The organism is Ruthenibacterium lactatiformans (assembly GCF_000949455.1).
In the GTDB taxonomy this organism is placed as follows: domain Bacteria; phylum Bacillota; class Clostridia; order Oscillospirales; family Ruminococcaceae; genus Ruthenibacterium; species Ruthenibacterium lactatiformans.
The window spans coordinates 1-22,770 of sequence record NZ_JXXK01000007.1 but is presented as its reverse complement, the minus strand read 5'-3'; the positions used below and the strand labels follow the sequence as shown (position 1 = coordinate 22,770).

The following is a 22,770-nucleotide window of genomic DNA, read 5'->3' as shown; positions in this document are numbered from 1 at the left end:
TTCGTCACATGAAACAAGGCTCACAGCTTGTGCCTTCGGCGCAGGCGGCTCCATTCAGCGCGATTTCGCCCGTGGGCGAAACCGCCGCACGTTGTGTTTTGGCGAGGGCTTTTGCGAAACAGGACGGAAAAGCTGCAGGCGGGACGGAGTTTAAGGCGTCAGCCGCGGATTGTGCGGTGCGGCCCGGGAAAAAGGAGAATTTTATGTTAACTGTAACCGACGTCAGCCTGCAGTTCGCGGGCAGCACGCTGTATAAACACGTCGATCTGAAATTTGCGGCCGGCAACTGCTATGGCATCATCGGAGCGAACGGCGCCGGCAAGTCCACGCTGCTGCGCATCCTTTCCGGCGCGCTGGAGCCTACCACCGGCTCGGTGACTATGGGCGCGGACGACCGGATGAGCGTTCTGGAGCAGGACCATTTCAAATACGACGAGTACAATGTTATGGACACCGTCATCATGGGCAACCGCCGCCTGTATGACATTATGAAAGAAAAAGAAGCGCTGTATGCGAAAGAGGACTTTACCGACGCGGACGGTGAAAAAGCCGCTGAGCTGGAGGGTGAATTTGCCGAGATGAACGGCTGGGAGGCCGAGACGGAGGCGGACCAGCTTTTGAACGGTTTGGGCATTCCGATGGACCTGCATACCGCGCCCATGTCGGCGATGGACGGCCGCCAGAAGGTGAAGGTACTGCTGGCGCAGGCTCTGTTCGGCCGGCCGTCCATCGTGCTGCTGGACGAGCCCACCAACGGCCTGGACATTGAATCCATCGACTGGCTGGAAGAATTTTTGATGGATTATCCCGGCACCATCATCGTCGTCAGCCATGACCGCCACTTTTTGAATGCGGTTTGCACCCATATCGTGGATATCGATTACAACAAGGTGCAGATGTATGCGGGCAACTACGATTTCTGGTACGAATCCAGCCAGCTGATGCAGCAGCTCATCCGCAACCAGAATAAGAAAAAAGAGGAAAAGATCCGCGATCTGCAAAACTTTATCCAGCGCTTTTCCGCAAACAAATCCAAATCCAAGCAGGCCACAAGCCGCAAGAAGATACTGGATTCCATTACGCTGGAGGAGATGCCCGCCTCCAGCCGCAAATACCCTTATGTGGGCTTTGAGCCGGAGCGGGAGGCCGGAAAGGACATCCTGTTTGTGGAGGGCATCACCAAGACGGTGGACGGCGTGAAGGTGCTGGACAATGTCAGCTTTATCGCCAACAAGGGCGACAAAATCGCCCTCGTGGGCGAAAACGAGGCGGGCCAGACCGCGCTGTTCAAGATCCTGACAGGCGAGATGGAGCCGGACGCGGGCAGCTTCAAGTGGGGCGTTTCCACGAGCCAGAGCTATTTTCCCCAAGACAATTCCGCTTTTTTTGAGGGCTTTGACGAGGACCTTATCTGTTGGCTGCGCCAGTACAGCGAGGACACCACCGAAACATATCTGCGCGGTTTTCTGGGCCGGATGCTGTTTTCCGGCGACGAGGTATACAAGCCCGCAAAGGTGCTGTCCGGCGGCGAAAAGGTACGCTGTATGCTCAGCCGTATGATGATGACCCACGCCAATGTGCTGCTGCTGGACCAGCCCACCAACCATCTGGACCTGGAGAGCATCCAGGCGCTGGCCGACGGCCTGGCGCGCTTTCCCGGCAACCTGCTTTTCTCGTCCCATGACCACCAGTTCATCGATGAGATCGCGAACCGCATCATCGAGCTGCCGCTGGGCCAGCCGGGCTGTCTGGACCGCACGGGCACTTACGAGGAATTTTTGGAATGGAAGCACAACCGGTGAGTGAAAAACGCGCGTTGCTCAAATCTGTTTTCGGCTACGAGGGTTTTCGCCCCGGGCAGGAGCAGCTCATCGACGCGCTTTTGCAGGGGCGCGACGCCATGGGCATCATGCCCACGGGCGCGGGCAAATCCATGTGCTACCAGTTGCCCGCGCTGCTGCTGCCGGGCATCACGCTGGTGGTGTCGCCGCTCATCAGCCTGATGAAGGACCAGGTCAACGCGCTGGTGCAAAGCGGCGTGCGCGCCGCATACCTGAACTCTTCCCTGACGGAGGGGCAGACGGCGAAGGCCATAGCCAACGCTATGGAAGGTGTGTATAAAATCATCTACGTCGCGCCCGAGCGGCTGTTCACGCCGCGCTTTCAGAATTTTGCGCAGGGCATGAACATCAGCATGGTGTGTGTGGACGAGGCCCACTGCGTGTCTCAGTGGGGGCAGGATTTCCGTCCCGGGTATCTGGATATCGCCCGCTTTCTGGAAACGCTGCCCCGCCGCCCCGTGGTGGGGGCGTTTACGGCCACGGCCACGGGCGAGGTGCGGGAGGATATCGTGCGCCTGCTGGGCCTCGCGGACCCTGTAACCGTGGTGACGGGCTTCGACAGGCCGAATTTGTATTTTGGTGTGGAGGAACCGCGGGACAAATACGCGGCCGTCACACGGTATCTGGCGGCCCACACGGGCGCTTCGGGCATTGTGTACTGCCTGACGCGCAAGACCGTGGAAGAGGTGTGCGAAAAGCTGCGGGCTGACGGTTACGCGGCCACGCGTTATCACGCGGGCCTTTCGGCGGACGAGCGCCAGCGCAACCAGGACGCGTTTTTGTATGACGAAGCGCGGGTGATGGTGGCGACGAACGCTTTCGGCATGGGCATCGACAAATCCAATGTCAGCTTTGTGCTGCATTACAACATGCCAAAAAACATCGAGAGCTATTACCAGGAGGCCGGGCGCGCGGGCCGCGACGGCCAGCCGGCGGACTGTATTTTGCTGTATGGCGGCAAGGATGTGGTGACGAACCGGTTTTTTATTGAAAAGGACGATGAAAACGACGCGCTGGACGAGGAAACGCGCCGCCTGGTACGGGAGAAGGACGAGGAACGGCTGCGCCGTATGACATTTTACTGCCATTCCGGCAGCTGCCTGCGGGCGTATCTGCTGCGCTATTTCGGCGAGAACGCGCCCGAACACTGCGACAACTGCTCGGTGTGCAGCACGCAGACGGAAAAGGTGGACGTGAGCGGCGAGGCCCGCATCATCTTCCTGTTCCTGAGGGACCTGCGCTACCCGCTGGGCGCGGCCACTGTCATCGACGCACTGCGCGGCAGCGAGAGCGAGCGCGTGTTGCGCCACCGGCTGGAGCGTGCCGACGGCTATGGCCGCCTGCGCAGTGTTTCCGCCGCGCGGCTGCGCGCGATCTTCAACCACCTTACGGCCGCGGGTTATCTGGAACAGGCAGCGGGGCAGTATCCCACGCTTTCACTGGGGGCGCCCGCGCTGGAATTTCTGGAATACGGCGGCACCGTCACGCTGCGCGTGGCCAAGGAGGCACCCCGCGCCCACGAGAGCACGGCGGCATTGCCCGCGGATATGGCGCTGTTCGAGCGCCTGAAGGAACTGCGTTTGAAATTCGCAAAGCGCGCGGGCGTGCCTGCGTTCGTTATTTTCACCGACGCGACGCTGCGCGCCATGAGCGCCCAAAAGCCGCGCACGATGGCTGAATTTTTGAAGGTGCCGGGCGTGGGCGGCAAAAAGGCCGACGCCTACGGCAAAGCGTTTTTGGAACGGATCGGGGAGGAAAGCTGACATGGAAAGCAGTGCGGCGCTGCCGCACGCAGCCCGGGAACTGCTGCTGAAAGGCGGCGGCTGTGCCGTGAACTTCGAGTGTGCGCCGGAGCTTTGCGCGCCTTTGCGCGCGGAGCTGGCCCGAAGCGGGCGCAGCGTTGGCTTCGTGCGTGCGGACGAAGGCTTTTACGACAGAATGGATACGGCGGCTTACCTGCGTCTGTTCGAGCGGATGGCGGGCACACGGGGCATGGCCGACGCCGCGCTGGCCGCCATGGGGCTGGAGGATGCGCGGCGCACACCGCTGCGCCGTTTGACGCCGGCCCAGCGCAGGCGGCTTTCCATCGCGCGGGAGATCGTCCGCGCTCCCGAGGTGTTTTACATCGAAGAACCGTTGGCTGGGCAGGACGCGGAAGGATGCAGGCGCATTCTGGAATGGATGGACGGCGTGCCGTCCACAGGCCGGCGCTGCATCGCGGCCACGGCTTCCACGCGCACGGTCTATCTGCTGCCGGGCGAGCGTTACCATTTGGACGGGAACGGATTGGAAAGGCTTGAGGCCGCCGAGGAAAGCGCGGCGCAGGGCGCAGCGGTGGAAAAGATCCCGGCCAAAGCCGGGGAGACATTGCTGCTGTTCAATCCCTCGGACATCGACTTTGCCGAAAGCGCGTCCGGCCGCACGGCGCTCAGCGTCCGGGGCGAAGAATACGCCTGCGCGCTCACGCTGGAGGAGCTGTCCGCCCGGTTGGAACGCTACGGCTTTTTTCGCTGCCACCGCTCCTACCTTGTGAACATGCAGAAGGTACAGGAGGTGGTGCGCTGGACGCGCAACAGCTACGCGCTGCGGCTGGAGAACGGGCCGGAATCCGGTGTGCCGCTCAGCAAGGGCCGCATTGATGCCATGCGGCGGCAGTACCGGTTTTGACAAAGAAGCCGCGTATGGCGGGAGAAAATAAAAGCTGTGCCTGCCCGGGCGGCGTATGCGGCGGGGATGGCGCAGCTTATCGTTTCGATACGGATGCCCGTATCTGCTTTATGGGCCTTTGGAGGAATTTTCGCGCCGGAAATAAAAGGGCGGCGGCGGAAAACGGCAATGGTTTCTGCTCCGTTCATGCCCCGTAATGCTCCGTTCGCCGTTTGGGATGCTCCCTTCACGGCATTTTTGTAGCAAGACTGCTTTTTTTTCGGTAAAATGATATCATTCACCGAAAGGAGCGAACCGCCAATGGACATTCTATCCATGCAGAACGTATCCCTTTCCTTCGGCAGTACCCGGGCGCTGGACGGCCTGAGCTTTGCCGTGAAGGAAGGGGAGATTTTTGGTTTTCTTGGGCCTTCGGGCGCGGGAAAAACCACTACCATCAAGCTTCTCACACGTCAGCTCCGGCCCGGCGCGGGAGAGATTGCCGTATTCGGCGCGCCCATTGCCCGCCTTGACAGCGCGGCTTATGAGCAGATCGGCATTTTGTCCGACAACAGCGGCGTGTACGAGCGTATGAGCGTCTATGAAAATATGAAGCTGTTTGCAGACCTGCGCGGCCTGCCCGCCTCCCGCATCGGGGAAGTGCTGGAAAAAGTGGGCCTGGCCGACGCGGGCAAGCGCGTGGCAAAAAAGCTCTCTAAGGGTATGCGCCAGAGGCTGATCTTAGCCATGGCCGTGCTGCACCGGCCCCGGCTTCTGTTTCTGGACGAGCCCACCGCTGCGCTGGACCCCGCCACCACGGCGGCCATCCACCGCCTGCTGCGGGAAATGAACGACGGCGGCACGACGATCTTCCTCACCACGCACAACATGGAGGAGGCGGACCGTTTGTGCGCCCGCGTGGCTTTTTTGAACGAGGGGCGTATTGCCGAGACAGGCGTGCCCGCACAACTGAAGCTGAAGTATGCCAAAGACAGGGTGCGCGTATTGCTGGAGGACGGTGAGGCGCTGGAGTGTGCCAGGAATCCAGAGGCGATTGGGGCGCTGCTGGCGGACCTTTCCGGACGGGGCATTGCGTCCGTGCATTCGGAAGAGCCGGACCTTGAAGAAATATTTTTGCAGGTGACGGGGAGGAATTTGGTATGAAAAAGCATCTGCGTGTTTTGCGCACGCTGTTTGTAAAGGACATTGTGGATATGTTCAAAAATCCCAACGTCCTCCTGATGCTGGCGCTGCCGCTGATCTTTATCGTTATCTATCAGTTCGTAGATCTTGGCATGTCGCCCGCTTATCTCCTGATGCTGGGCGTGATGATGAACCTGTGCCTGACGCCGCTTTCCGTGCTGGGCATGATGATCGCCGAGGAAAAGGAAAAGAACACCATGCGCACGCTGATGCTGTGCAATGTGACGGGCGGGGAGTTTCTGGCCGCGAAAACGCTGGCGGTGCTGGCAGGCACTCTGCTGGTGGACACGGTGTTGTTTTTTCTGACGGGCTTCGGCCCGGTGCAGCTTCCGGTATTCCTGCTGGTGTGCACGGCAGGCAGCATAACGATGCTGCTGTTGGGCGGCCTGACGGGGATCGTCTGCCGGGACCAGACCTCTACGGGCACCATTGCAGGCCCGCTGGCTCTGGTATTCATGCTGCCCACCATGTTTGCCGGGATGGGCGGCGTGCTTCAGAAAGTCGCGTCCTTTGTGCCGACCACGGCTACGGCCGATTTAATGTTTCTGGGGCTTGGGCACCAATCGTGGATGGGGGCGAACGTGCTTTGGGACGTCGCTGTGCTTGCCGTGTGGACGGCGGGCAGTGCAGTGCTGTTCGCGCTGGCCTTCCGCAAAAAGGGCGTGGACAACTGAGCGGAATTTTTATCGTTCAATAAACAGCATCCGCCCGCCGGATACCCGGCGGGCGGATGCTGTTTTCGGTTCAGCGCAGGAAGTATACAAGCTCTTCCTTGGGCGGCTGGGCGGGGGTGACGCTGGCAGCCTCCAGCCAGGGGCCGACGCCGTCATAGATGGGATGCTCCTTTGCGCCCACGGTGGCCGTCACGGTCACCCAGCTGCGGTGCTGCAGCGCGGCGGCGTTTTCCGCCGCGCAGATAAAACCGATGAAAGAGATATCCTCGGCGCAGCATGTCATGCCGAAGCGGCCGGGCACAAAGCAGCCCTTGGGCACACGGGGCGTCTGACAGACATAACCCTTGAAGCGCACGGTCTTGCCCATGTATTTGTCCAGGTTGTCCATAGCGTCCAGATACCACAGCCCGAAATCCTCGTCCGCGATGTCTATGACAGGCGCGTCAGTATCAAAGGGCAGCTCATCCACAACGTCGTCGGGGTCCACGCTGCCGTCGGTGCGCTCAAACGCCATCTGGGCGCGGCGGTTCACCATGCGAACGGCGCGGTGCAGGTACGCCTTGTCCGTGGCGTCGGTGCAGCGGTTGAAGATCACCATTTCAGGGTCCTGCAATTTGTCCACGGCAAGCTGGCGCATATTGGTCATATAGGAGGCGAAGGTGGTAGAGTCCGCCAGAAGGATGATCTGGTAGATATCCCAGTCCGTGGGCAGCGCGTCATACAGCGCCTGAAGCGGCCACATACCGTTGTATTCAATGAGCACGCGGTCCACACGGTGTTTTTTCTGGTAGTCTTTTAAAAAAGCGGTGGTCAGGCCGGCCTGCTCCTCCACCGGCAGAAAGCTGACGTTTCCGCCTGCGAACCTTTCGGGGCGGTATTCATTTTCACCTTCCTCGCACAGCAGCACCAGCGTTTTTTCTCCGGTGTTGAAGCCCGGGTCCTCCAGCGTTTCCTGAATGAAAGCGGTTTTGCCCGCGTCCAGAAAGCCCGTGAACAGATAAACAGGGATACTCATGCTCATGCCTCCCCGCCGAACAGCGTTTTGAGCGCCGCTTCGTTGAGCTGTGCGCCGATAACGCACAGGCGGCCGGTGTAATCGGCGGCGCCCGTGCGGATGTCCTGCTCACCGGGAACATAGTCAAAATGCAGCCAGGTCCCGTCCGCCGCGGGGACGATGCCCTTGGCGCGCAGCACCGCGCCGTAGTCGCCGGAATCCAGAGCCGTCAGGCAGAATGCAACCTCAGCCTCGGTGAATTTGCGGGGCGATTCCATTCCCCAGCTTGTGAACACCTCGTCCGCGTGGTGATGCCCCTCGTGGCTGTGATGATGGTGTTCGGCGTGGTTATGGCCGTGCCCGTCCCGGCATGTCCCGCAGGTGCAGTCTTCGCCGTGGTGATGCTCTTCTGCGCTGTGACAGCAGTTTCCACCGTGTGCGTGTGCTTCGTCGTGGCAATGCTCATCCCCGTGGTCGTGGCGGTGTTCATCATGCCCATGCTCATGTCGGCACGCCTCGCAGGTACAGCCATCTTCATGGTGATGATGCGTGTGGGCAGTTTCCCCGGCAAGAGCGGTCAGCTCCGCCATCAGGCTGTTTTTCTGTTCCATCGCGTCCAAAAGCTGCGCGCCGGTGAGCGCGTCCCACGGCGTGGTGACGATGGGGGCCTTTTCGTTGTGCCCGCGCAGCAGCGCAACGGCCGCGGCCAGTTTATCCTCCGGCAGGTTCTGCGTGCGGCTCAGAATGATGGCGCTGGCGTGCTCGATCTGGTTGTTGTAAAATTCACCGAAGTTTTTCATATAAATGCGGCATTTGGATGCATCCGCCACGGTGACGAAGCCCGCAAGCTCCACATCGGCATGCAGGGCCTGAACGGCGCGGATGACGTCGGACAGCTTGCCCACGCCGGACGGCTCGATGAGGATACGGTCGGGATGGTATTCGTCCAGTACCTTTTGCAGCGCCGCGCCAAAATCGCCCACCAGGCTGCAGCAGATGCAGCCAGAGTTCATCTCCGTTACTTCGATACCGGCGTCTTTCATAAAGCCGCCGTCGATGCCGATCTCACCGAATTCATTTTCAATGAGCACCAGCTTTTCGCCCTTGTAGGCCGTGGGGATGAGTTTTTTGATGAGCGTGGTCTTGCCCGCGCCCAGGAATCCGGAAAAAATTGTGATTTTTGTCATTGCTGTTACCTCCATGCAAAACGCCGCTGCATCCAGGGCAGCGGCGTGTAACGTACAAATACGGCGGAACGCGGAACGTTCAGCCCTGGCAGCCGAGCTCATCCCAGTCCTGGAAATCGGCCGGGTCCGCGATTTTGGTCGGATCAGTCACGGGCACGGCGGGCGGCGCCTCCACAGGGTTCACATTCGGCACGGGCGCGAGGGCTGCGTCGGGATCGAAAGGGCGGTAAGGCGCTTCGGGCGCATCTTCGGCGTCCGTGCCGTCCTCCAGCGGAAATTCGCCCGTTTCAACAGTGTATACTACGTCGTCCAGCGCATCGTCCTGCGGCCAAACCTTCTCGATCAGCTTAACAGCGGCCACGGCGGCGCCGGCCACGAGGCCGATGCCGACCAGTTTGGAAAGAAAGCTCATGATATCCCTCCTTGGGGTGTTGTAAAACCGTCTGCAGACGCTTTTTATACATTATAAGCATCGCGGGCAGATAAATTCATTATACACAAGAGCAGTGTAATTTGCAAGTTGAAAATTTTTAGCACTCGATATAATAGAGTGCTAAAAATTCATGTTTTGTTCATAAATTTAGCGAAAATAGTTCACGAACAGCCTTTATAATAAAAATTGTTCCGAAGGGGAACAAAAAAGAACATGTTCCGGCAAAACAACCTGTCTGCGCGCGGGCGCCGGGAAAAATAAAGTACGCACAGAGAAAAGGAGCAGATTATGTTTGACTTGATTCCGTTTGGCCGCAATGAACGCAATTTGTTCAATTATCTCGATAATGTGGAGCGCAGCTTCTGGGATGGCAGCATTTCCAATATGGCACAGTTCCGCTGCGATGTGCAGGACAAAGGCGACAGCTATCTGCTGGAGGCAGAGCTGCCGGGCTTTGAGCGCGAGGACATCGGCATTGATCTGGACGGTACAACGCTTGTTATCACGGCGCGCCACAGCAGCGAGAGCGGAGAAAAGGACAAAGACGGCAACTATCTGCGCCGGGAGCGCAAGTTTGGCTCGTTCAGCCGCAGCTTCGACGTTTCGGGCGTGGATACGGAACACATCAGCGCCGCATACAAAAACGGTGTGCTGGAGTTGACGCTGCCCAAGCAGGCGGCGCGGGTCCCGCAGGCGCGCCGCATCGAGATCGCTGGGGAATAAGCCCCCAAGTACGGCAGAAAAAGGAAGAAAAAGGCCCGTGGGCCGCCGCAGATACGGCGGCCCACGGGCCTTTTTATGAGATGGATGCAGTGCAGGGAAAGCAGTGTGCTATACGGGAAAGCGCTGCGGGCCGTTTTACCGGCCTGCAGCGCGCGCCCCGTCCGGACATTCCAGCGCCCAGATCTGCCTGTCCCGACGGAACACAAGGCAGGTGGCAGCACCCAGCAGTCCCAATAGGAAGAACAGAAGCGCGGCGCCCGAGCCCTTTCCGGCACCGAACAAAACGCACAGCAGGCTTCCGGCCGGGCGGCGGGCCATGAGCGGCTCGAATACCTTGTCCACCAGCAGGCCGCCGGCAAAGTACCCCAGCGGAATGGTGAAGAACTGCAGCGTATTGCGCGCAGCAAACACACGCCCCTGCATGGCAATGGGGATGTGGGTGCGCATCAGCACGTCCAGGTTGGCATTCATCAACGGGATGGCGGCCCAGCCCAATACCGCGCCCAGACACCAGACGGGGACGCTGCGGCCGAAGGCAAGAAAAAAGTTTTCCGTACTCATGGCCAGCAGCAGGGTATTGCAAACCGCCCGCACACGGCTTTTGGGCGGCGGCAGCGCCGAGGCGGCGGCACTGCCCAAAAGCAGCGCGGCTCCCGTAGCGGTGTTGACGGCACCCAGAGCAGCCTCGCCGCCGCCTTGGCGGGAAAGCAGCATGGCGGGGAATGCCGCGTTGTAGACCGACGCGGTGAAATTGATGGCGGCGAGGAACAAAATCAGGTGAAGGATGCCCCGCTGTCCCTTTAAGAAGCGCAGCCCCTGCCGGGCACAACGAAGCACGCTCTCTGCACGGGCAGCGCCGGAGGGGGCTGCGGGCAGCTTCACCAGAAACAGCAGCGACAGAAACGCGGCAAAAAAGGTGAACAGATCGAACAAAATGACGGCATGGATGCCGGCCAGCGCCAACAGTGCCGTGGCAAACATCGGCGTCAGCATGTTGATCAGAGAGTTGGCGAGCGAACGAAGGCCGCTGGCTTTCTGGTAATGTCTTTCGGGCGTCAGCAGACTGATGGCTACATCCGCGGCGGGCTGCTGCACGGTGTTCATCAGTCCGTTCAATGCGTTGAGACAGTACAGGTGCCAGATCTCCAGCCGTCCGGCCTGAAGCAGTACCAGCACAGCGACCGTGCACAGTGCAGCAAAGCTATCACTGGCCAGCATAACGGCCTTTTTGTTCCAACGGTCGCTCAGAGCGCCTGCGAAAATGCTCATCACAACATAGGGCGCATAGGAACATACGGACAAAAGCGCTGTGGTGAGTGCAGAGCCCTGCGCCTGGTAAGACCAGACGATGAGGGCGAAATTCGTCATTGCGCTGCCCAGTGCGGAAAAGGACTGGGTCAGCCATAAGATCAAAAAGCCGCGCAGCTCTCTGATCAGTACTTTGAAAGATCTCATATCGACTTTGCTCCTTTTTGTTTGAAATACTTCAATCCAAAAATGCAAAGTCTGCCGGGTGTGGACCGCTATGCGAACCGCACACCGCCGGGACGAATGCGGGGAAGAGGCTCCATGCAGGCTCGTCCTGTCAGACCTTGCATGGAGCGGACGCGATGCAGAGCTTCACCGTGCGTATCCTCCTTTTCTTCACGGAAGGAGCCGTCACAGCCAGGTGACAAGTTCTTCCAGGGATTTGCGTTTTTTGGTGCGCAGCGCATCGTCCGCGCGGGCATAGCCGATGGCGATGATAAGACGCACACGGGCGTTTGTGTTCAGCAGCGCCTGCAGCGTTTTCTCGTCGAACCAGCCCAGGATGCAGGTGGAAAGCCCCAATTCGTGGGCGCGGTAGACGAGCTGGGACACAGCCAGGCCGATGTCCGCGGCGCGGTAGTCCTGGTCTTTCAGCTTTGCGCCCACGGCGGCACTGCGGTTGTAGGGCTGCTCCGCCACGACGATGAACGCGGGACAGTCGCCGGCAAATTTGTTCATACCCAGACTTTGGGTGGCGGCGCCCACAGCACGGGCCGTGCCGTCTACGGCCACATAAAAATGGTATGGCTGGCTGTTGCAGGCGCTGGGCGCAAGGCGCGCGGCTTCCAGCACCTGCGTCAGCACGGCGCGGTCCGGTGTGCGCACAGGGTCAAACGCGCGGCAGCTCTGGCGCGTTTCGGTCATTTTTTTATAGTCCATTCAAAATCCCCCTGTTTCAGGCTGCAAAAAGCCCCGCGCACAGTACAGGCGGGGCGGTAAGGCGCCGATGGTGCCGCGCGCCCTCCCGTCATGGATGCTCGGCCGTGGCCACCAGATATTTGTAGATCTGCGGCTTGAATTTCTCATACAGGCCAAGGCTTTCGTACAGGCCTTTATAATAGGTGAACAGCTTGGCCTTGGTTTTCACCACGCCTACAAGGTCGATCTGTGTATGAGTGATGCTTTTTTCGTTTTTGACGTAATAATACACCGGGGTATCCACCGCGCAGAAGCGGTGGGCATAGCGGATGTATTCCAAATTGAACAGGAAATCCTCGCTCCAGTTCAGTTCCTCCCGGCACAGCACGCCGTTGTCCCGGATGAGCGCCGTGCGGTACAGCTTATTCCACAGCACGCCGTAGTAGAAGCTGGCCGGTTCGTCCATCAGCTCCCGCGCAAATTCGCGCTGGTCCATCACGTCGCGGCGTTTTAAGAAGCCGTGGCGGGTGGTTTTGCCGCCGTCTACGCGGTAGTAATGCGCGATCACCATGTCCGCACCCGCGTGTTCGGCCCGCTCAATGAGCGTGGCCGTGGCGCCCGGAGCAAGGTAATCGTCGCTGTCCACAAACTGGATGTATTTGCCCTGTGCGGCCGCGATGCCCGTGTTGCGCGCGGCGGAAACGCCCGCGTTTTCCTTGTCGATGACATGGACACGGGGGTCGATGCGTTCGTACATGTGGCAGATGGGGCTGGAAGCGTCCTTGCTGCCGTCGTTGACGAGGAATACCTCGATGTTTCGGTAGGTCTGTTTGCGGACGCTCTCGATGCAGCGCGCAAGGTCCGGCGCCGCGTTGTACACGGGGATGACGATGGATACGAGCGGTTGTTCCAAGGGTGCCTCCTTTGCTGTTTCGGTGTGGATGTGCGGAAAAGAAAACGTTATTTACATCATGGGCTTGTCCAGCGCGGCGGCGCCCGTCCACAGCTTGTGGTAAACGCCGTGCTTTGCCATCAGCTCTTCGTGGGTGCCCTCTTCCTCGATGCCGTTCTCGCCCAGCACAAGAATGCGGTCCGCGTGCTGGATGGTCGTCAGGCGGTGGGCGATGGTGAGGGTGGTGCGCCCCTGGGCCAGCCGCGCCAGGCTCTGGCCCACCAGGTGTTCGCTTTCATTGTCCAGCGCGCTGGTGGCCTCGTCCAGAATGAGGATGGGCGGGTTTTTCAAAAATACGCGGGCAATGGAGATGCGCTGCTTCTGCCCGCCGGAAAGCTTGACGCCGCGCTCGCCCACATAGGTGTCGTAGCCGCTGTGCAGCGCCGAGATGAACTCGTGCGCGCCGGCCAGCTTTGCGGCCTGCTCCACCTCGGCGCGGGTGGCGTCCGGACGCCCGTAGAGGATGTTTTCGTACACGGTTCCGCTGAACAGATAAACGTCCTGCTGCACGATGCCGATGGCCCTGCGCAGGGATTCCAGCGTTACGGTTTTCACATCGCGGCCGTCGATGCACACATGGCCGGACGTTGCGTCGTAAAAACGGGGAATGAGGTTGCACAGCGTCGTCTTGCCGCCGCCGGACGGCCCTACGAGAGCCAGCTTTTCACCGGGGCGCACATCCAGGCTTAAATCATGCAGTACTTTATTGTGGTCGTCCGGATATTCAAAGCTCACATGCTCGAAGGTGATGCGTCCCTGCACATTTTCCAGGGGCTTTGCGTTCTCGTCGTCGAAGATGTCTACATCCGCGTCCATGATCTCGCAGAAGCGCTCGATGCCTGTCATGCCGCGCTGGAACTGCTCGGCGAATTCGATGATGCGCCGGATGGTGGACAGCAGCGTGGTGACGTACAGCATGTAGGCCACAAGGTCGCCCGGCTCGATCTTGCCGTAGAGCATAAACAGGCCGCCTGCCACGATCACAACAAGGTACATCAGCCCGTCGAACAGGCGTGTGGTGGTGTTGAAGGCGGCCATCCAGCGGTAGGTCTCCTTTTTGATGTCCAGGAAGCGTCCGTTGTCCTGCTCGAATTTTTCGCGCTCAAGGTCCTCGCCGCCGAAGGCCTTCACCACGCGCTCGCCCAGCAGGCTGTCCTCGATGCGGGCGTTCAGTTCGCCGATGTGGCGGCGCTGCTTGAGGAATGTGGCGCGCACCATATGGTTAAAGCGCGTGCAGCAGATGACCATAACGGGCACTACCGCAAACACAATGAGCGTGAGCCATACGTTCATGCCCGCGAGGATGATGAATGAGATAACGCCCTTCAGCCCGGCGATGAAAAATTCTTCCGGACAATGGTGGGCGAATTCCGTTACATCAAACAGGTCGTTGGTGATGCGCCCCATGATCTGGCCCACCTTGGTATTGGCAAAGTAGCTGTCGGACAGCTTTTGCAGGTGGTCAAAGGCGTCTCGGCGCATATCCGTTTCAATGCGCGCGCCCATCACATGGCCCGTGTTGGCCATAAAGTAGTTGGCTGCGCCGTCAATGAGCCGAAGCACCAGATAAAGCGCGCCAACGCGGAGGATATAGCTCACCGTCAGGCTGGAAAGGTCGTTTACGCCCATATTGGTGATGGAACGCATGATGAGCGGCAGAACCAGCTCGCACACCGAGGTGAGCGCCGCACAGAACAGATCGAAGCAGAGGATGCCCTTATAGCGGGCCATGTAGGGCCAGAAGCGGCGCAGCAGCGCCGGCGTGGCCATAGAATTTTGCTGTTTTTCCATGATTCTCCTTGTGTTTTCTCCTTTGAATGCCGCGCTCAGCGGCCGAATTCCGTCAGCAGACGCTGGCGTTCGTCCCAGAGCTTTTGGGAAAGGTCCACATAATAGCGGTGGGGATTTTCAAAGCGGGTCACCTCATCCCACAGAGTCGCCACCTGAGCGGCGCAGAAATCCCGGATATCCCGCAGCGGCGGGTTTTCGTACACGCGCTTTCCGTTCACATAAATGGGACGGTTCAGCCGTTCGGCGCGCACGTTGGTAAAGGTACGCTTTTTCCAAGTCTCCACCGGGTCGAACAAGGTGATGCCGTCCGTCACATCCACGGTCTCGTCCGCCATGGTGATGTAATCGGCCATGGCCTTTCCGGTGTCGTTGTCGTAGATGCGGTACAGGTTTTTCAGGTGCGGGATGGTGGTCTTTTCCGCTGTTTCGCTGATTTTGATCTTCGGAAGATACCGGCCTCCATCCTTCACAGCGGCCAGCTTGTACACGCCGCCGAACACAGGGTCGCTCTTGCTGGTGATCATATTTTCACCGATGCCGAAGTTCGTCACCTGCGCGCCCTGCAGGATCAGGTCTCGCACCAGATATTCGTCTAGAGAGTTGGACGCGCACACGCCGCAGTCCGGATAGCCCGCCGCATCCAGCATTTTGCGCGCCTTTTTGGAAAGGTACGCAATGTCGCCGGAATCGATGCGTACGCCCTTGGGACGGATGCCCAGAGGCTTGAGTACTTCGTCGAACACGCGGATGGCATTGGGCACACCGCTCTTCACCACGCTGTAAGTATCCACCAGCAGCGTGCAGTTGTCGGGGTAAAGCTCGGCGTACCGCTTGAAGGCCTCGTATTCGCTGGGGAACATCTGCACCCAGCTATGGGCCATGGTACCCAGCGCGGGGATGCCGAACTGCCTGTCCGCCATGACGCAGGCGGTGCCTACCACGCCGCCGATGTACGCTGCGCGCGCGCCCAGCACGGCGGCGTCGTACCCCTGTGCCCGCCGGGAGCCGAACTCCATCACCGGGCGGCCCTGCGCCGCACGGACAATGCGGTTCGTCTTGGTGGCGATCAGGCTTTGATGGTTGAAGGTGACCAGAAGCAGCGTCTCGATGAGTTGGGCCTCGATGGCCGGGCCCTCCACGATGACGATGGGCTCGTGGGGGAAAATGGGCGTGCCCTCGGCCACAGCCCAGATATTGCAGTGGAATTCAAAGCGGCGCAGATAGTCGAGGAACTGCTCGGAGAAGCAGCCCTTGCCCCGCAGGTATTCGATGTCCTCTTCGCTGAAATGAAGGTTATCCACTACCTCACAGAACTGCTCCAGGCCCGCGGCAATGGCAAAGCCGCCGCCGTCGGGTATCTTGCGGAAGAACATGTCGAACACGCCCACCTTGTCGGTGTAGCCTTCTTCGAAATAGCCGGCCGCCATGGTCAGCTCGTAGAAATCCATCAGAAGCGTCAGGTTGCGTGCGTCGTTGATATTTGTCATCACAGATTCCGGCTTTCTTTATTGTATTTGCTGCATTTATTTCAAAAACAAAAAGGGGCGTCAGTCCTCGCCCGGCGGGCCGAAGGTGAAATCGTCTTCGAGGAAGCCGAGGTCAAGCTCGTCCGGCCCGGAGCTGGGGGGACGGGAGGCGGAGGGCTTTCCTGCAGGAGGCGGAACGCCGCGCCCGGCTGAGGGAGGCCGGCCGGGCCGCGGAGCGCGGGGCGCATTGCCCGGGCCGCCCGCGCGGCGGACGCGCTGCCGCTTCTGCCGGTTGTACATCCAGAACGTCAGCAGGCCGTATCCCACAAGAAAGATGGCCGTCAGGATACATACCACACGGAAATAAAGCCCGCCGAAGAATGCCTGCACGCGTGACACCGCATACAAAAAACCGTTCCGGGCCACGTCCTGCCCTGCAATGAGATCCACGGTGCCGACCAGCGCGCCGTTCAGCGTCAGCGTCACGGTGCCGACCTTGTCTCCCATGGCAATGGGAGCGTCCACGCTTTCGGGCACATCGAAGGTTTTTTCCAGCAGCTCGTCGCTGTCGTTGGGAAGCACGGTCTTAAGGTCGCCGGCGGGGTAGAGCATCAGCGTGTCCGCTTCAGAGGAATAATTCACCTTGACCTCCGTCACGGGCGAACCGGTGTCGATGGAAGGCTTGATGGAGTAATTGGCGAACAGCCAGTCGTAGATGGTGGCGGTGTCATGAAACGAATAAGCATAGCCGTCCTCGGCCGCGTCCCACGGCGCGCCCAGCACCACACCGATGTATGTCTCGCCTTTGTCGTTGACGGCGGCGGAGGCAAAGTTGCGGCCCGCGTCATGGGTAGACCCCGTTTTGACGCCTTTGATATAGGAACGATACACCGTGGAAGACGGCTTGATCATAGCATTTAAGCTAAGAATATTATATGGTTCATTGTGACTTTCGGCCGCGGGCATCTGATGGGCCGCCGTGCCCACGACGGTGCGGAAGACCTCGTGCTTCCAGCATTCCTGCGTGATGAGCGCAATGTCGTGGGCGGAGGAATAGTTGCCTTCATCCATATCCACAAGCCCGTTGGTGCTGGTGAAATTGGTGTTGGTGCAGCCCAGCGCGGCCGCGCGGGCGTTCATCAGCGCGTAAAAGTTGTTCAGGTTGCCGTTGCCCAGGTAATACCCCACGGCCTCGGCGGCCTCGTTGGCGCTTGGCAGCATCATCGCGTACAGCATGTTCAGCGCGCTCACATGTTCGCCCGGGCGGATGTCGGCGTGGGAGGCGCGCACTGTGGGGTCAATGATGGCTCCCGTATATAAATCGCGGTTTGCTTCGATCATGGTGCTTTCCAGGTCGCTCACATTTTCCATCAGCAGCAGCGCGGTCATCAATTTGGTCAGGCTGGCCACGCTTCGCTGCTCGTCCGCGTTTTGTTCAAACACCACGATGCCCGTGTCCAGGTTGACAAAATAAGCCGACTGCGCCGTGATGGACGTACCTTCGGGCAGCTCGTACCCGGCGGCAAAGGCGCGCGGCGAAAGAAAAATAACGATAAGAAACAGGGCTGCAAGCCCGGCAGCGCATTTTTTCATATGGAAATTCCTCGCAGAAAATGTTAAGATAAAAGAAACACCTGCATAGTATGACCCGGCAGGCGTGAAAAAAGGCTGTTCATACTTTAGATTATAGCAGATTGGCACGAAAATGAAAAGGATTTTTGCCGCCGCGCGCGTTCTGCGCGCGGCGCGAAATACAAACGGGAGGGTAAAACTATGGAGATCAAACGCAACGGGGCAAACGGCCGCCGCGCGCAGAGCGTGTCGTACAACGGCATCCTGTACACCAGCGGCATCACCACCACAGACCTGGACGCCGATATCACGGGCCAGACGCAGGACGTCATCCACATCATCGACAACATTCTGGCGCGCAACGGCATTGACAAAACGCGGGTGCTCACAGCTGCCATCACGCTGGCGGACATGGCCGATTACGGCGCGTTCAACGCCGTGTGGGACGCCTGGGTCGTGGACGGCTATGAACCGGCGCGCAGCGTCACGGGCGGCCAGCTGGCCGTGCCGGAATACAAAATTAAAATTTCGGTGACGGCGGCGCTTTGAGCCCGCCGGAAGGGGGCGTACCGCATGAGCAAATACGTCATGGCCCTCGACCAGGGCACGACGTCCAGCCGCGCCATTATTTTTGACGAGCACCAGAACATCGTCAACATGGCACAGAAGGAATTTACACAGCATTATCCCAAAACGGGCTGGGTGGAGCACGACCCGCTGGAGATCTATGCCTCCCAGTACGGCGTGCTGGTGGAGGTGCTGGCCCGCAGCGGCATGGAGGCGGGCGAGATCTCGGCCATCGGCATCACCAACCAGCGCGAGACGACCATCGTCTGGGACAAAAACACCGGCCGTCCGGTGTACAATGCCATCGTGTGGCAGTGCCGCCGCACGTCCGATTTCTGCACGAATCTTGTGGAGCGGGGCTATGCGGACGAGATCAGGGCCAAAACAGGCCTGCTCATCGACGCATATTTCAGCGCGACAAAAATCAAGTGGATATTGGACAATGTGGAGGGCGCACGTGAGCGGGCCGAGCGGGGCGAACTTTTATTCGGCACCGTGGACACCTGGCTTATCTGGAAGCTGACGGGCGGCGCGGCCCATGTGACGGACGTCACCAACGCCTCGCGCACGATGCTGTTCAACATCCATACGCTGGAATGGGACAAGGATATCTGTGCGCTGCTCGACATTCCCATGTGCATGCTGCCCAAAGTTTGCGATTCCAGCATGGTGTACGGTGCGGCGCGCATCGGCGGGGCCGAAATACCCATCGCGGGCGCGGCGGGCGACCAGCAGGCCGCCCTGTTCGGCCAGACATGCTTTGCGCGGGGCGATGTGAAAAATACATACGGCACGGGCTGCTTTATGCTGATGAACACAGGGGACACACCTGTGGAGAGCAAAAACGGCCTGCTCACCACCGTGGCCGTCGGCCTGAACGGGAAGGCGACCTATGCGCTGGAGGGCAGTGTGTTCGTGGGCGGGGCGGTCATCCAATGGCTGCGGGACGAGCTGAAGCTCATCAACGAGAGCGCCGACAGCGAGTATTTCGCAAATAAAGTGAAAGACAGCGCGGGCGTGTATGTGGTGCCCGCGTTCACCGGGCTGGGCGCGCCGTACTGGGATATGTACGCCCGGGGCGCCATCCTGGGGCTGACGCGGGGCGCCGGGCGCAACCACATCATCCGCGCGGCGCTGGAGGGCATCGCCTACCAGACGCTGGACGTGCTGAAAGCCATGCAGGCGGACAGCGGCGTGCAGTTCAAAGAACTGAAGGTGGACGGCGGCGCTTCGGCAAATAACCTGCTGATGCAGTTCCAGGCCGACATTGCGGGCGTGACGGTACGCCGTCCGATGATCCGCGAGACCACGGCTCTGGGCGCGGCGTATCTGGCGGGCCTGGCCACAGGCGTCTGGCGCGACCTGAACGACATCAAGGGCCAGTGGACGCTGGATAAGCTGTACGAGCCGCAGATGGAAACGGCCCGTGCGCGGGAGCTGGTGGACGGCTGGCACAAGGCAGTGGAGCGCGCCCGGGGCTGGGCGTAACGCGGCCGGGAAGCCGCGCTGCCGTTACAATAAAATCCATGCGGACAAAAGCAGCCGCGGCGGGGAGACTCGCCGCGGCTGCTTTTGTTGTACGAAAATTTATTTCCAAGGCCTCTTCCCGGCAAAAAAACAGCCCGGACCCGTTTCAGGGCGCGCAAAGAAAGAACCGTGCGCTGCGCTGAGTATCAAAACGCGGCTGTTCTGCATGTACTGTACTATCACGGCTGAACAGACGGTATGCGGCGCCGGGTGTCCGGCGCGCCGTTACAGCCGGCATGCCGCGGCGGGGCGCGCCGACGCGGCGGGAGAGGGGGAGTGCGCCATGGAGATTTTGCGCGTAGAGGACGTCGGCCACAAATACCAGGCCGAAAACGGGGAAGTCACAGCCTTCGAGCACATCAGCTTCACTGTACAGAAGGGGGAGTTCATGAGCATCGTGGGGCCGTCCGGCTGCGGAAAAAGCACGCTGCTTTCCATCATTGCCGGGCTGCTGCCGCCCACTTCCGGGCGGGTCTATGTGGACGGAGAGGTCGTCACAGGTATTTCAAGGCACATCGGCTATATGCTGCAGCGCGACAATTTGCTGGAGTGGCGCACCATTTTAAGCAATGTGCTGTTCGGGCTGGAGATCCGCGGCGCCAAAACGCCGCAGAACGTGGCCCGCGCCCGGGAGCTGCTCAAAACCTACGGCCTGTATGAATTCCGCCACAAATACCCGCGCCAGCTTTCCGGCGGCATGCGCCAGCGCGTGGCGCTCATCCGCACACTGGCCACAGGGCCGGATATCCTGCTGCTGGACGAGGCGTTTTCGGCGCTGGATTATCAGACGCGCCTGAACGTCACCGACGATGTATACCGCATTTTGAAGCGGGAGCAGGTTACCACGCTGATGGTCACGCATGATATCCCGGAGAGCATCAGCATGGGGGATAAGATACTCGTCCTTTCCGCGCGGCCCGCGCAGGTAAAGGAGATCCTGTCCGTGGACTTCGGGCCGGGGCGCTCGCCGCTCTCGTGCCGGGCCAACCGGCAGTTCGGCCCTTACTTCGACCATATATGGAAAGAGCTGAGTACCGATGAAAAAAGCTAGACCGACGAACCCGCCCGCCGTCTCGCGCGAGCGCACGCTGTATCTGCGCCGCAAAAGGCGGCGCACCCATCTGGTGCACGCGTGCCAGATCGGCTTTCTTGTGTTCTTTTTTGCCCAATGGGAGATATCCGCCCGGCTGGGGTGGATCGACAGCTTTATCCTCAGCCAGCCATCGCGCATCCTGGAAACGCTGCGCAACATGTCCCAGAACCATTTGATGATGCATGTGGGCGTGACGCTGTATGAAACGCTGACGGGCTTTGTGCTGGGCGTGCTGCTGGGCGTGGCCATCGCCGTCGTGCTGTGGTGGTCCGGCTTTGTGTCCCGCGTGGCGGAGCCTTATCTGGTAGTGCTCAACAGCCTGCCCAAGATCGCGCTGGGGCCTGTTATCATCATCGTCGTGGGCGCGGGCACCGAGGCCATCATTTTCATGGCGCTGGCCATTTCCCTCATCGTCACGGTGCTGGAGATGCTGGCGGGCTTCCGTGCAACCAACCCGGAAAGCATTAAAATGGCGCGCACCTTCGGCGCCACAAAGCGCCAGGTATTCACCAAGATCGTATTTCCGTCCAATATCAACACATTGTTTAATTCATTGAAAATCAACATCGGGTTATCACTGGTGGGCGTTATTGCGGGCGAGTTCCTCGTCAGCAAGGCCGGGCTGGGGTATCTGATCGTATACGGCGGGCAGGTGTTTCAACTGGACCTCGTGATGTCCAGCGTGCTCATTTTGTCCGTGATGGCGGCGCTGATGTACCAGAGCGTGGTGCTGCTGCAAAAATTCGTGAGCCGTTGGTTCGGGGGCTGACGGCGGGCGGAACAGGGGGAATAAGCGCGGCGAAAAGCGCCGGGCTTACCGATAAAGAAAGGGTGGTAATAAATGAAAAAAGGTTTGGCGCTTCTCCTGTGTGTGGGTCTGGCGCTGACGGCTCTGGCGGGCTGCAGCGGCAAGACAAAGGAAATGCAAAAGGTGACGGTGTGCGAGGTGACGCATTCCATTTTCTATGCGCCGCAGTATGTGGCGCTGGCAAAGGGCTTCTTCGCGGACGAGGGGCTGGACGTGGAGCTTTCCAACGGCGGCGGTGCGGACAAAGTGATGAGCGCGGTGCTTTCCGGCAACGTGGACATCGGCTTTGCGGGGCCGGAGGCCAGCATCTATGTATACAACGAGGGCAAAGAGGACTACACCGAGGTGTTTGCGCAGGTAACGAAATGCGACGGCAGCTTTTTGGTGGGGCGCGAAAAGGACGACAGCTTTACCTGGGATAAGCTGGCGGGCAAGCACATCCTGCCGGGCCGCAAGGGCGGCGTGCCGTATATGGCGTTTGAGTATGCCATCCGCAAAAACGGCATGGACCCGGCGTCCGACCTGCTGCTGGACAACAGCATCCAGTTCGACAACATGACGGGTGCGTTTTTGGGCGGCACAGGCGACTATGTGACGATGTTCGAGCCGACGGCATCCTCCGTGGAAGCCGAGGGCAAGGGCTACATCGTGGCGGCTGTGGGCGAGGAAGCGGGAGAGATGCCCTACACCGCGTATTTTGCCAAAAAGAGCTTTATCGAAAAAAACGCGGATATGATCCAGCGCTTTACCAATGCCGTGTACAAGGGCCAGAAATGGGTGGCGGAGCATTCCGCCGCCGAGATCGCGGAAGTGGTCAAAGACAGCTTCCCGGACACCGATATTGCCCTGCTGACCAGCGCTGTCCAGCGCTACAAGGACATCGGCGCGTACAGCACGGACCCGGTGCTCACGCAGGAGAGCTTCGATTTGCTGCAAACGGTGATGACAGCCGCAGGCGAGCTGGAGAAAACAGCGCCGCACGACGTGATCGTAAACAATACCTTTGCGGAAAAGGCGATGCAGTAAAGCGATACGACACAATAAAAAAGCGTCCCGCCAAAGGCGCGTTGACGCAAGAAAACATCGGTTTTGGGCTGACGGTTTTGGCGCACAGCGTACTCAAAAAG

General features: G+C 59.8%; 20 protein-coding genes. 11 read left to right on the top strand and 9 right to left on the bottom strand.

Annotated elements, in window-relative coordinates:
* The first annotated feature begins 203 nt into the window (after positions 1–203).
* The 5 genes from TQ39_RS06690 to TQ39_RS06665 all read left to right on the top strand — a co-directional run bounded on the left by TQ39_RS06690 (position 204) and on the right by TQ39_RS06665 (position 6,364).
* Positions 204–1,802 carry an ABC-F family ATP-binding cassette domain-containing protein gene (locus TQ39_RS06690; RefSeq protein ID WP_050005043.1) on the top strand — a complete coding sequence of 533 codons (1,599 nt, stop codon included), beginning with the start codon at positions 204–206 and terminating at the stop codon, positions 1,800–1,802.
* A complete protein-coding gene (gene recQ / locus TQ39_RS06685; RefSeq protein ID WP_009324783.1) occupies positions 1,784–3,604 on the top strand; it encodes a DNA helicase RecQ in 1,821 nt (606 codons plus the stop codon). Before TQ39_RS06690 ends, recQ begins: the two co-directional genes overlap by 19 nt.
* 1 nt (position 3,605) lies before the next feature.
* Positions 3,606–4,508 carry a LytTR family transcriptional regulator DNA-binding domain-containing protein gene (locus TQ39_RS06680; protein ID WP_050004977.1) on the top strand — a complete coding sequence of 301 codons (903 nt, stop codon included), beginning with the start codon at positions 3,606–3,608 and terminating at the stop codon, positions 4,506–4,508.
* A 300-nt stretch (positions 4,509–4,808) separates the two neighbouring features.
* Positions 4,809–5,651, top strand: coding sequence for an ABC transporter ATP-binding protein (locus TQ39_RS06670; RefSeq protein WP_050004975.1), 843 nt, complete (start codon positions 4,809–4,811; stop codon positions 5,649–5,651).
* Positions 5,648–6,364: an ABC transporter permease gene (locus TQ39_RS06665; RefSeq protein ID WP_009324780.1), complete on the top strand. Its 717-nt coding sequence runs from the start codon at positions 5,648–5,650 to the stop codon at positions 6,362–6,364. The genes TQ39_RS06670 and TQ39_RS06665 overlap by 4 nt, the downstream gene beginning before the upstream one ends.
* 70 nt (positions 6,365–6,434) lie before the next feature.
* Here the strand turns inward: TQ39_RS06665 and TQ39_RS06660 are convergent, their stop codons facing one another.
* The 3 genes from TQ39_RS06660 to TQ39_RS06650 all read right to left on the bottom strand — a co-directional run bounded on the left by TQ39_RS06660 (position 6,435) and on the right by TQ39_RS06650 (position 8,957).
* Entirely contained in the window at positions 6,435–7,379 is a 945-nt protein-coding gene (locus tag TQ39_RS06660; RefSeq protein WP_009324779.1) for a TIGR03943 family putative permease subunit, read from the bottom strand.
* A gap of 2 nt (positions 7,380–7,381) precedes the next feature.
* Complete coding sequence (locus TQ39_RS06655) at positions 7,382–8,545, bottom strand: CobW family GTP-binding protein (protein ID WP_050004974.1); 1,164 nt, start codon at positions 8,543–8,545, stop codon at positions 7,382–7,384.
* A 79-nt stretch (positions 8,546–8,624) separates the two neighbouring features.
* On the bottom strand, positions 8,625–8,957 hold the full coding sequence (locus TQ39_RS06650; RefSeq protein ID WP_050004973.1) for a hypothetical protein: 333 nt from the start codon (positions 8,955–8,957) through the stop codon (positions 8,625–8,627).
* Between the two features lie 309 nt (positions 8,958–9,266).
* Here TQ39_RS06650 and TQ39_RS06645 point away from each other — a divergent pair, with 309 nt between their 5' ends.
* Positions 9,267–9,701 carry an Hsp20/alpha crystallin family protein gene (locus TQ39_RS06645; RefSeq protein ID WP_050004972.1) on the top strand — a complete coding sequence of 145 codons (435 nt, stop codon included), beginning with the start codon at positions 9,267–9,269 and terminating at the stop codon, positions 9,699–9,701.
* Positions 9,702–9,836: 135 nt separating this feature from the next.
* Here the strand turns inward: TQ39_RS06645 and TQ39_RS06640 are convergent, their stop codons facing one another.
* The 6 genes from TQ39_RS06640 to TQ39_RS06615 all read right to left on the bottom strand — a co-directional run bounded on the left by TQ39_RS06640 (position 9,837) and on the right by TQ39_RS06615 (position 17,669).
* Positions 9,837–11,156, bottom strand: a complete 1,320-nt coding sequence (locus TQ39_RS06640) for an MFS transporter (RefSeq protein WP_050004971.1) — start codon at positions 11,154–11,156, stop codon at positions 9,837–9,839.
* 204 nt (positions 11,157–11,360) lie between these two features.
* Positions 11,361–11,888 (bottom strand): nitroreductase family protein, encoded by a 528-nt coding sequence (locus TQ39_RS06635; RefSeq protein WP_009324774.1) that lies wholly within the window; start codon positions 11,886–11,888, stop codon positions 11,361–11,363.
* Positions 11,889–11,976: 88 nt separating this feature from the next.
* Positions 11,977–12,780 carry a glycosyltransferase gene (locus tag TQ39_RS06630; protein ID WP_069955701.1) on the bottom strand — a complete coding sequence of 268 codons (804 nt, stop codon included), beginning with the start codon at positions 12,778–12,780 and terminating at the stop codon, positions 11,977–11,979.
* 51 nt (positions 12,781–12,831) lie between these two features.
* Positions 12,832–14,610 (bottom strand): ABC transporter ATP-binding protein, encoded by a 1,779-nt coding sequence (locus tag TQ39_RS06625; protein WP_050004970.1) that lies wholly within the window; start codon positions 14,608–14,610, stop codon positions 12,832–12,834.
* Positions 14,611–14,645: 35 nt separating this feature from the next.
* The gene (locus TQ39_RS06620; protein WP_009324771.1) at positions 14,646–16,097 is read right to left on the bottom strand and encodes a nicotinate phosphoribosyltransferase; all 1,452 of its coding nucleotides are present in this window, start codon (positions 16,095–16,097) and stop codon (positions 14,646–14,648) included.
* A gap of 60 nt (positions 16,098–16,157) precedes the next feature.
* On the bottom strand, positions 16,158–17,669 hold the full coding sequence (locus TQ39_RS06615) for a D-alanyl-D-alanine carboxypeptidase family protein (RefSeq protein WP_050004969.1): 1,512 nt from the start codon (positions 17,667–17,669) through the stop codon (positions 16,158–16,160).
* A 180-nt stretch (positions 17,670–17,849) separates the two neighbouring features.
* Between TQ39_RS06615 and TQ39_RS06610 the strand changes: the two genes are divergently transcribed.
* The 5 genes from TQ39_RS06610 (at position 17,850) to TQ39_RS06590 (ending at position 22,669) form a co-directional block, all read left to right on the top strand.
* Positions 17,850–18,197, top strand: a complete 348-nt coding sequence (locus TQ39_RS06610; protein ID WP_009324769.1) for a RidA family protein — start codon at positions 17,850–17,852, stop codon at positions 18,195–18,197.
* Between the two features lie 24 nt (positions 18,198–18,221).
* Positions 18,222–19,703, top strand: a complete 1,482-nt coding sequence (gene glpK, locus TQ39_RS06605; protein WP_050004968.1) for a glycerol kinase GlpK — start codon at positions 18,222–18,224, stop codon at positions 19,701–19,703.
* A 322-nt stretch (positions 19,704–20,025) separates the two neighbouring features.
* On the top strand, positions 20,026–20,793 hold the full coding sequence (locus tag TQ39_RS06600) for an ABC transporter ATP-binding protein (protein ID WP_009324767.1): 768 nt from the start codon (positions 20,026–20,028) through the stop codon (positions 20,791–20,793).
* Entirely contained in the window at positions 20,780–21,604 is an 825-nt protein-coding gene (locus TQ39_RS06595) for an ABC transporter permease (protein ID WP_009324766.1), read from the top strand. Before TQ39_RS06600 ends, TQ39_RS06595 begins: the two co-directional genes overlap by 14 nt.
* Before the next feature lie 72 nt (positions 21,605–21,676).
* Positions 21,677–22,669, top strand: coding sequence for an ABC transporter substrate-binding protein (locus tag TQ39_RS06590; RefSeq protein WP_050004967.1), 993 nt, complete (start codon positions 21,677–21,679; stop codon positions 22,667–22,669).
* Positions 22,670–22,770 lie beyond the last annotated feature (101 nt).

What these genes read in the sequence shown, in the direction of transcription:
- TQ39_RS06690 (WP_050005043.1), top strand. Translation starts at nt 204, where the DNA reads ATGTTAACTGTAACCGACGTCAGCCTGCAGTTCGCGGGCAGCACGCTG.
- recQ (WP_009324783.1), top strand. Translation starts at nt 1,784, where the DNA reads ATGGAAGCACAACCGGTGAGTGAAAAACGCGCGTTGCTCAAATCTGTT.
- TQ39_RS06680 (WP_050004977.1), top strand. Translation starts at nt 3,606, where the DNA reads ATGGAAAGCAGTGCGGCGCTGCCGCACGCAGCCCGGGAACTGCTGCTG.
- TQ39_RS06670 (WP_050004975.1), top strand. Translation starts at nt 4,809, where the DNA reads ATGGACATTCTATCCATGCAGAACGTATCCCTTTCCTTCGGCAGTACC.
- TQ39_RS06665 (WP_009324780.1), top strand. Translation starts at nt 5,648, where the DNA reads ATGAAAAAGCATCTGCGTGTTTTGCGCACGCTGTTTGTAAAGGACATT.
- TQ39_RS06660 (WP_009324779.1), bottom strand. Translation starts at nt 7,379, where the DNA reads ATGAGTATCCCTGTTTATCTGTTCACGGGCTTTCTGGACGCGGGCAAA.
- TQ39_RS06655 (WP_050004974.1), bottom strand. Translation starts at nt 8,545, where the DNA reads ATGACAAAAATCACAATTTTTTCCGGATTCCTGGGCGCGGGCAAGACC.
- TQ39_RS06650 (WP_050004973.1), bottom strand. Translation starts at nt 8,957, where the DNA reads ATGAGCTTTCTTTCCAAACTGGTCGGCATCGGCCTCGTGGCCGGCGCC.
- TQ39_RS06645 (WP_050004972.1), top strand. Translation starts at nt 9,267, where the DNA reads ATGTTTGACTTGATTCCGTTTGGCCGCAATGAACGCAATTTGTTCAAT.
- TQ39_RS06640 (WP_050004971.1), bottom strand. Translation starts at nt 11,156, where the DNA reads ATGAGATCTTTCAAAGTACTGATCAGAGAGCTGCGCGGCTTTTTGATC.
- TQ39_RS06635 (WP_009324774.1), bottom strand. Translation starts at nt 11,888, where the DNA reads ATGGACTATAAAAAAATGACCGAAACGCGCCAGAGCTGCCGCGCGTTT.
- TQ39_RS06625 (WP_050004970.1), bottom strand. Translation starts at nt 14,610, where the DNA reads ATGGAAAAACAGCAAAATTCTATGGCCACGCCGGCGCTGCTGCGCCGC.
- TQ39_RS06620 (WP_009324771.1), bottom strand. Translation starts at nt 16,097, where the DNA reads ATGACAAATATCAACGACGCACGCAACCTGACGCTTCTGATGGATTTC.
- TQ39_RS06615 (WP_050004969.1), bottom strand. Translation starts at nt 17,669, where the DNA reads ATGAAAAAATGCGCTGCCGGGCTTGCAGCCCTGTTTCTTATCGTTATT.
- TQ39_RS06610 (WP_009324769.1), top strand. Translation starts at nt 17,850, where the DNA reads ATGGAGATCAAACGCAACGGGGCAAACGGCCGCCGCGCGCAGAGCGTG.
- glpK (WP_050004968.1), top strand. Translation starts at nt 18,222, where the DNA reads ATGAGCAAATACGTCATGGCCCTCGACCAGGGCACGACGTCCAGCCGC.
- TQ39_RS06600 (WP_009324767.1), top strand. Translation starts at nt 20,026, where the DNA reads ATGGAGATTTTGCGCGTAGAGGACGTCGGCCACAAATACCAGGCCGAA.
- TQ39_RS06595 (WP_009324766.1), top strand. Translation starts at nt 20,780, where the DNA reads ATGAAAAAAGCTAGACCGACGAACCCGCCCGCCGTCTCGCGCGAGCGC.
- TQ39_RS06590 (WP_050004967.1), top strand. Translation starts at nt 21,677, where the DNA reads ATGAAAAAAGGTTTGGCGCTTCTCCTGTGTGTGGGTCTGGCGCTGACG.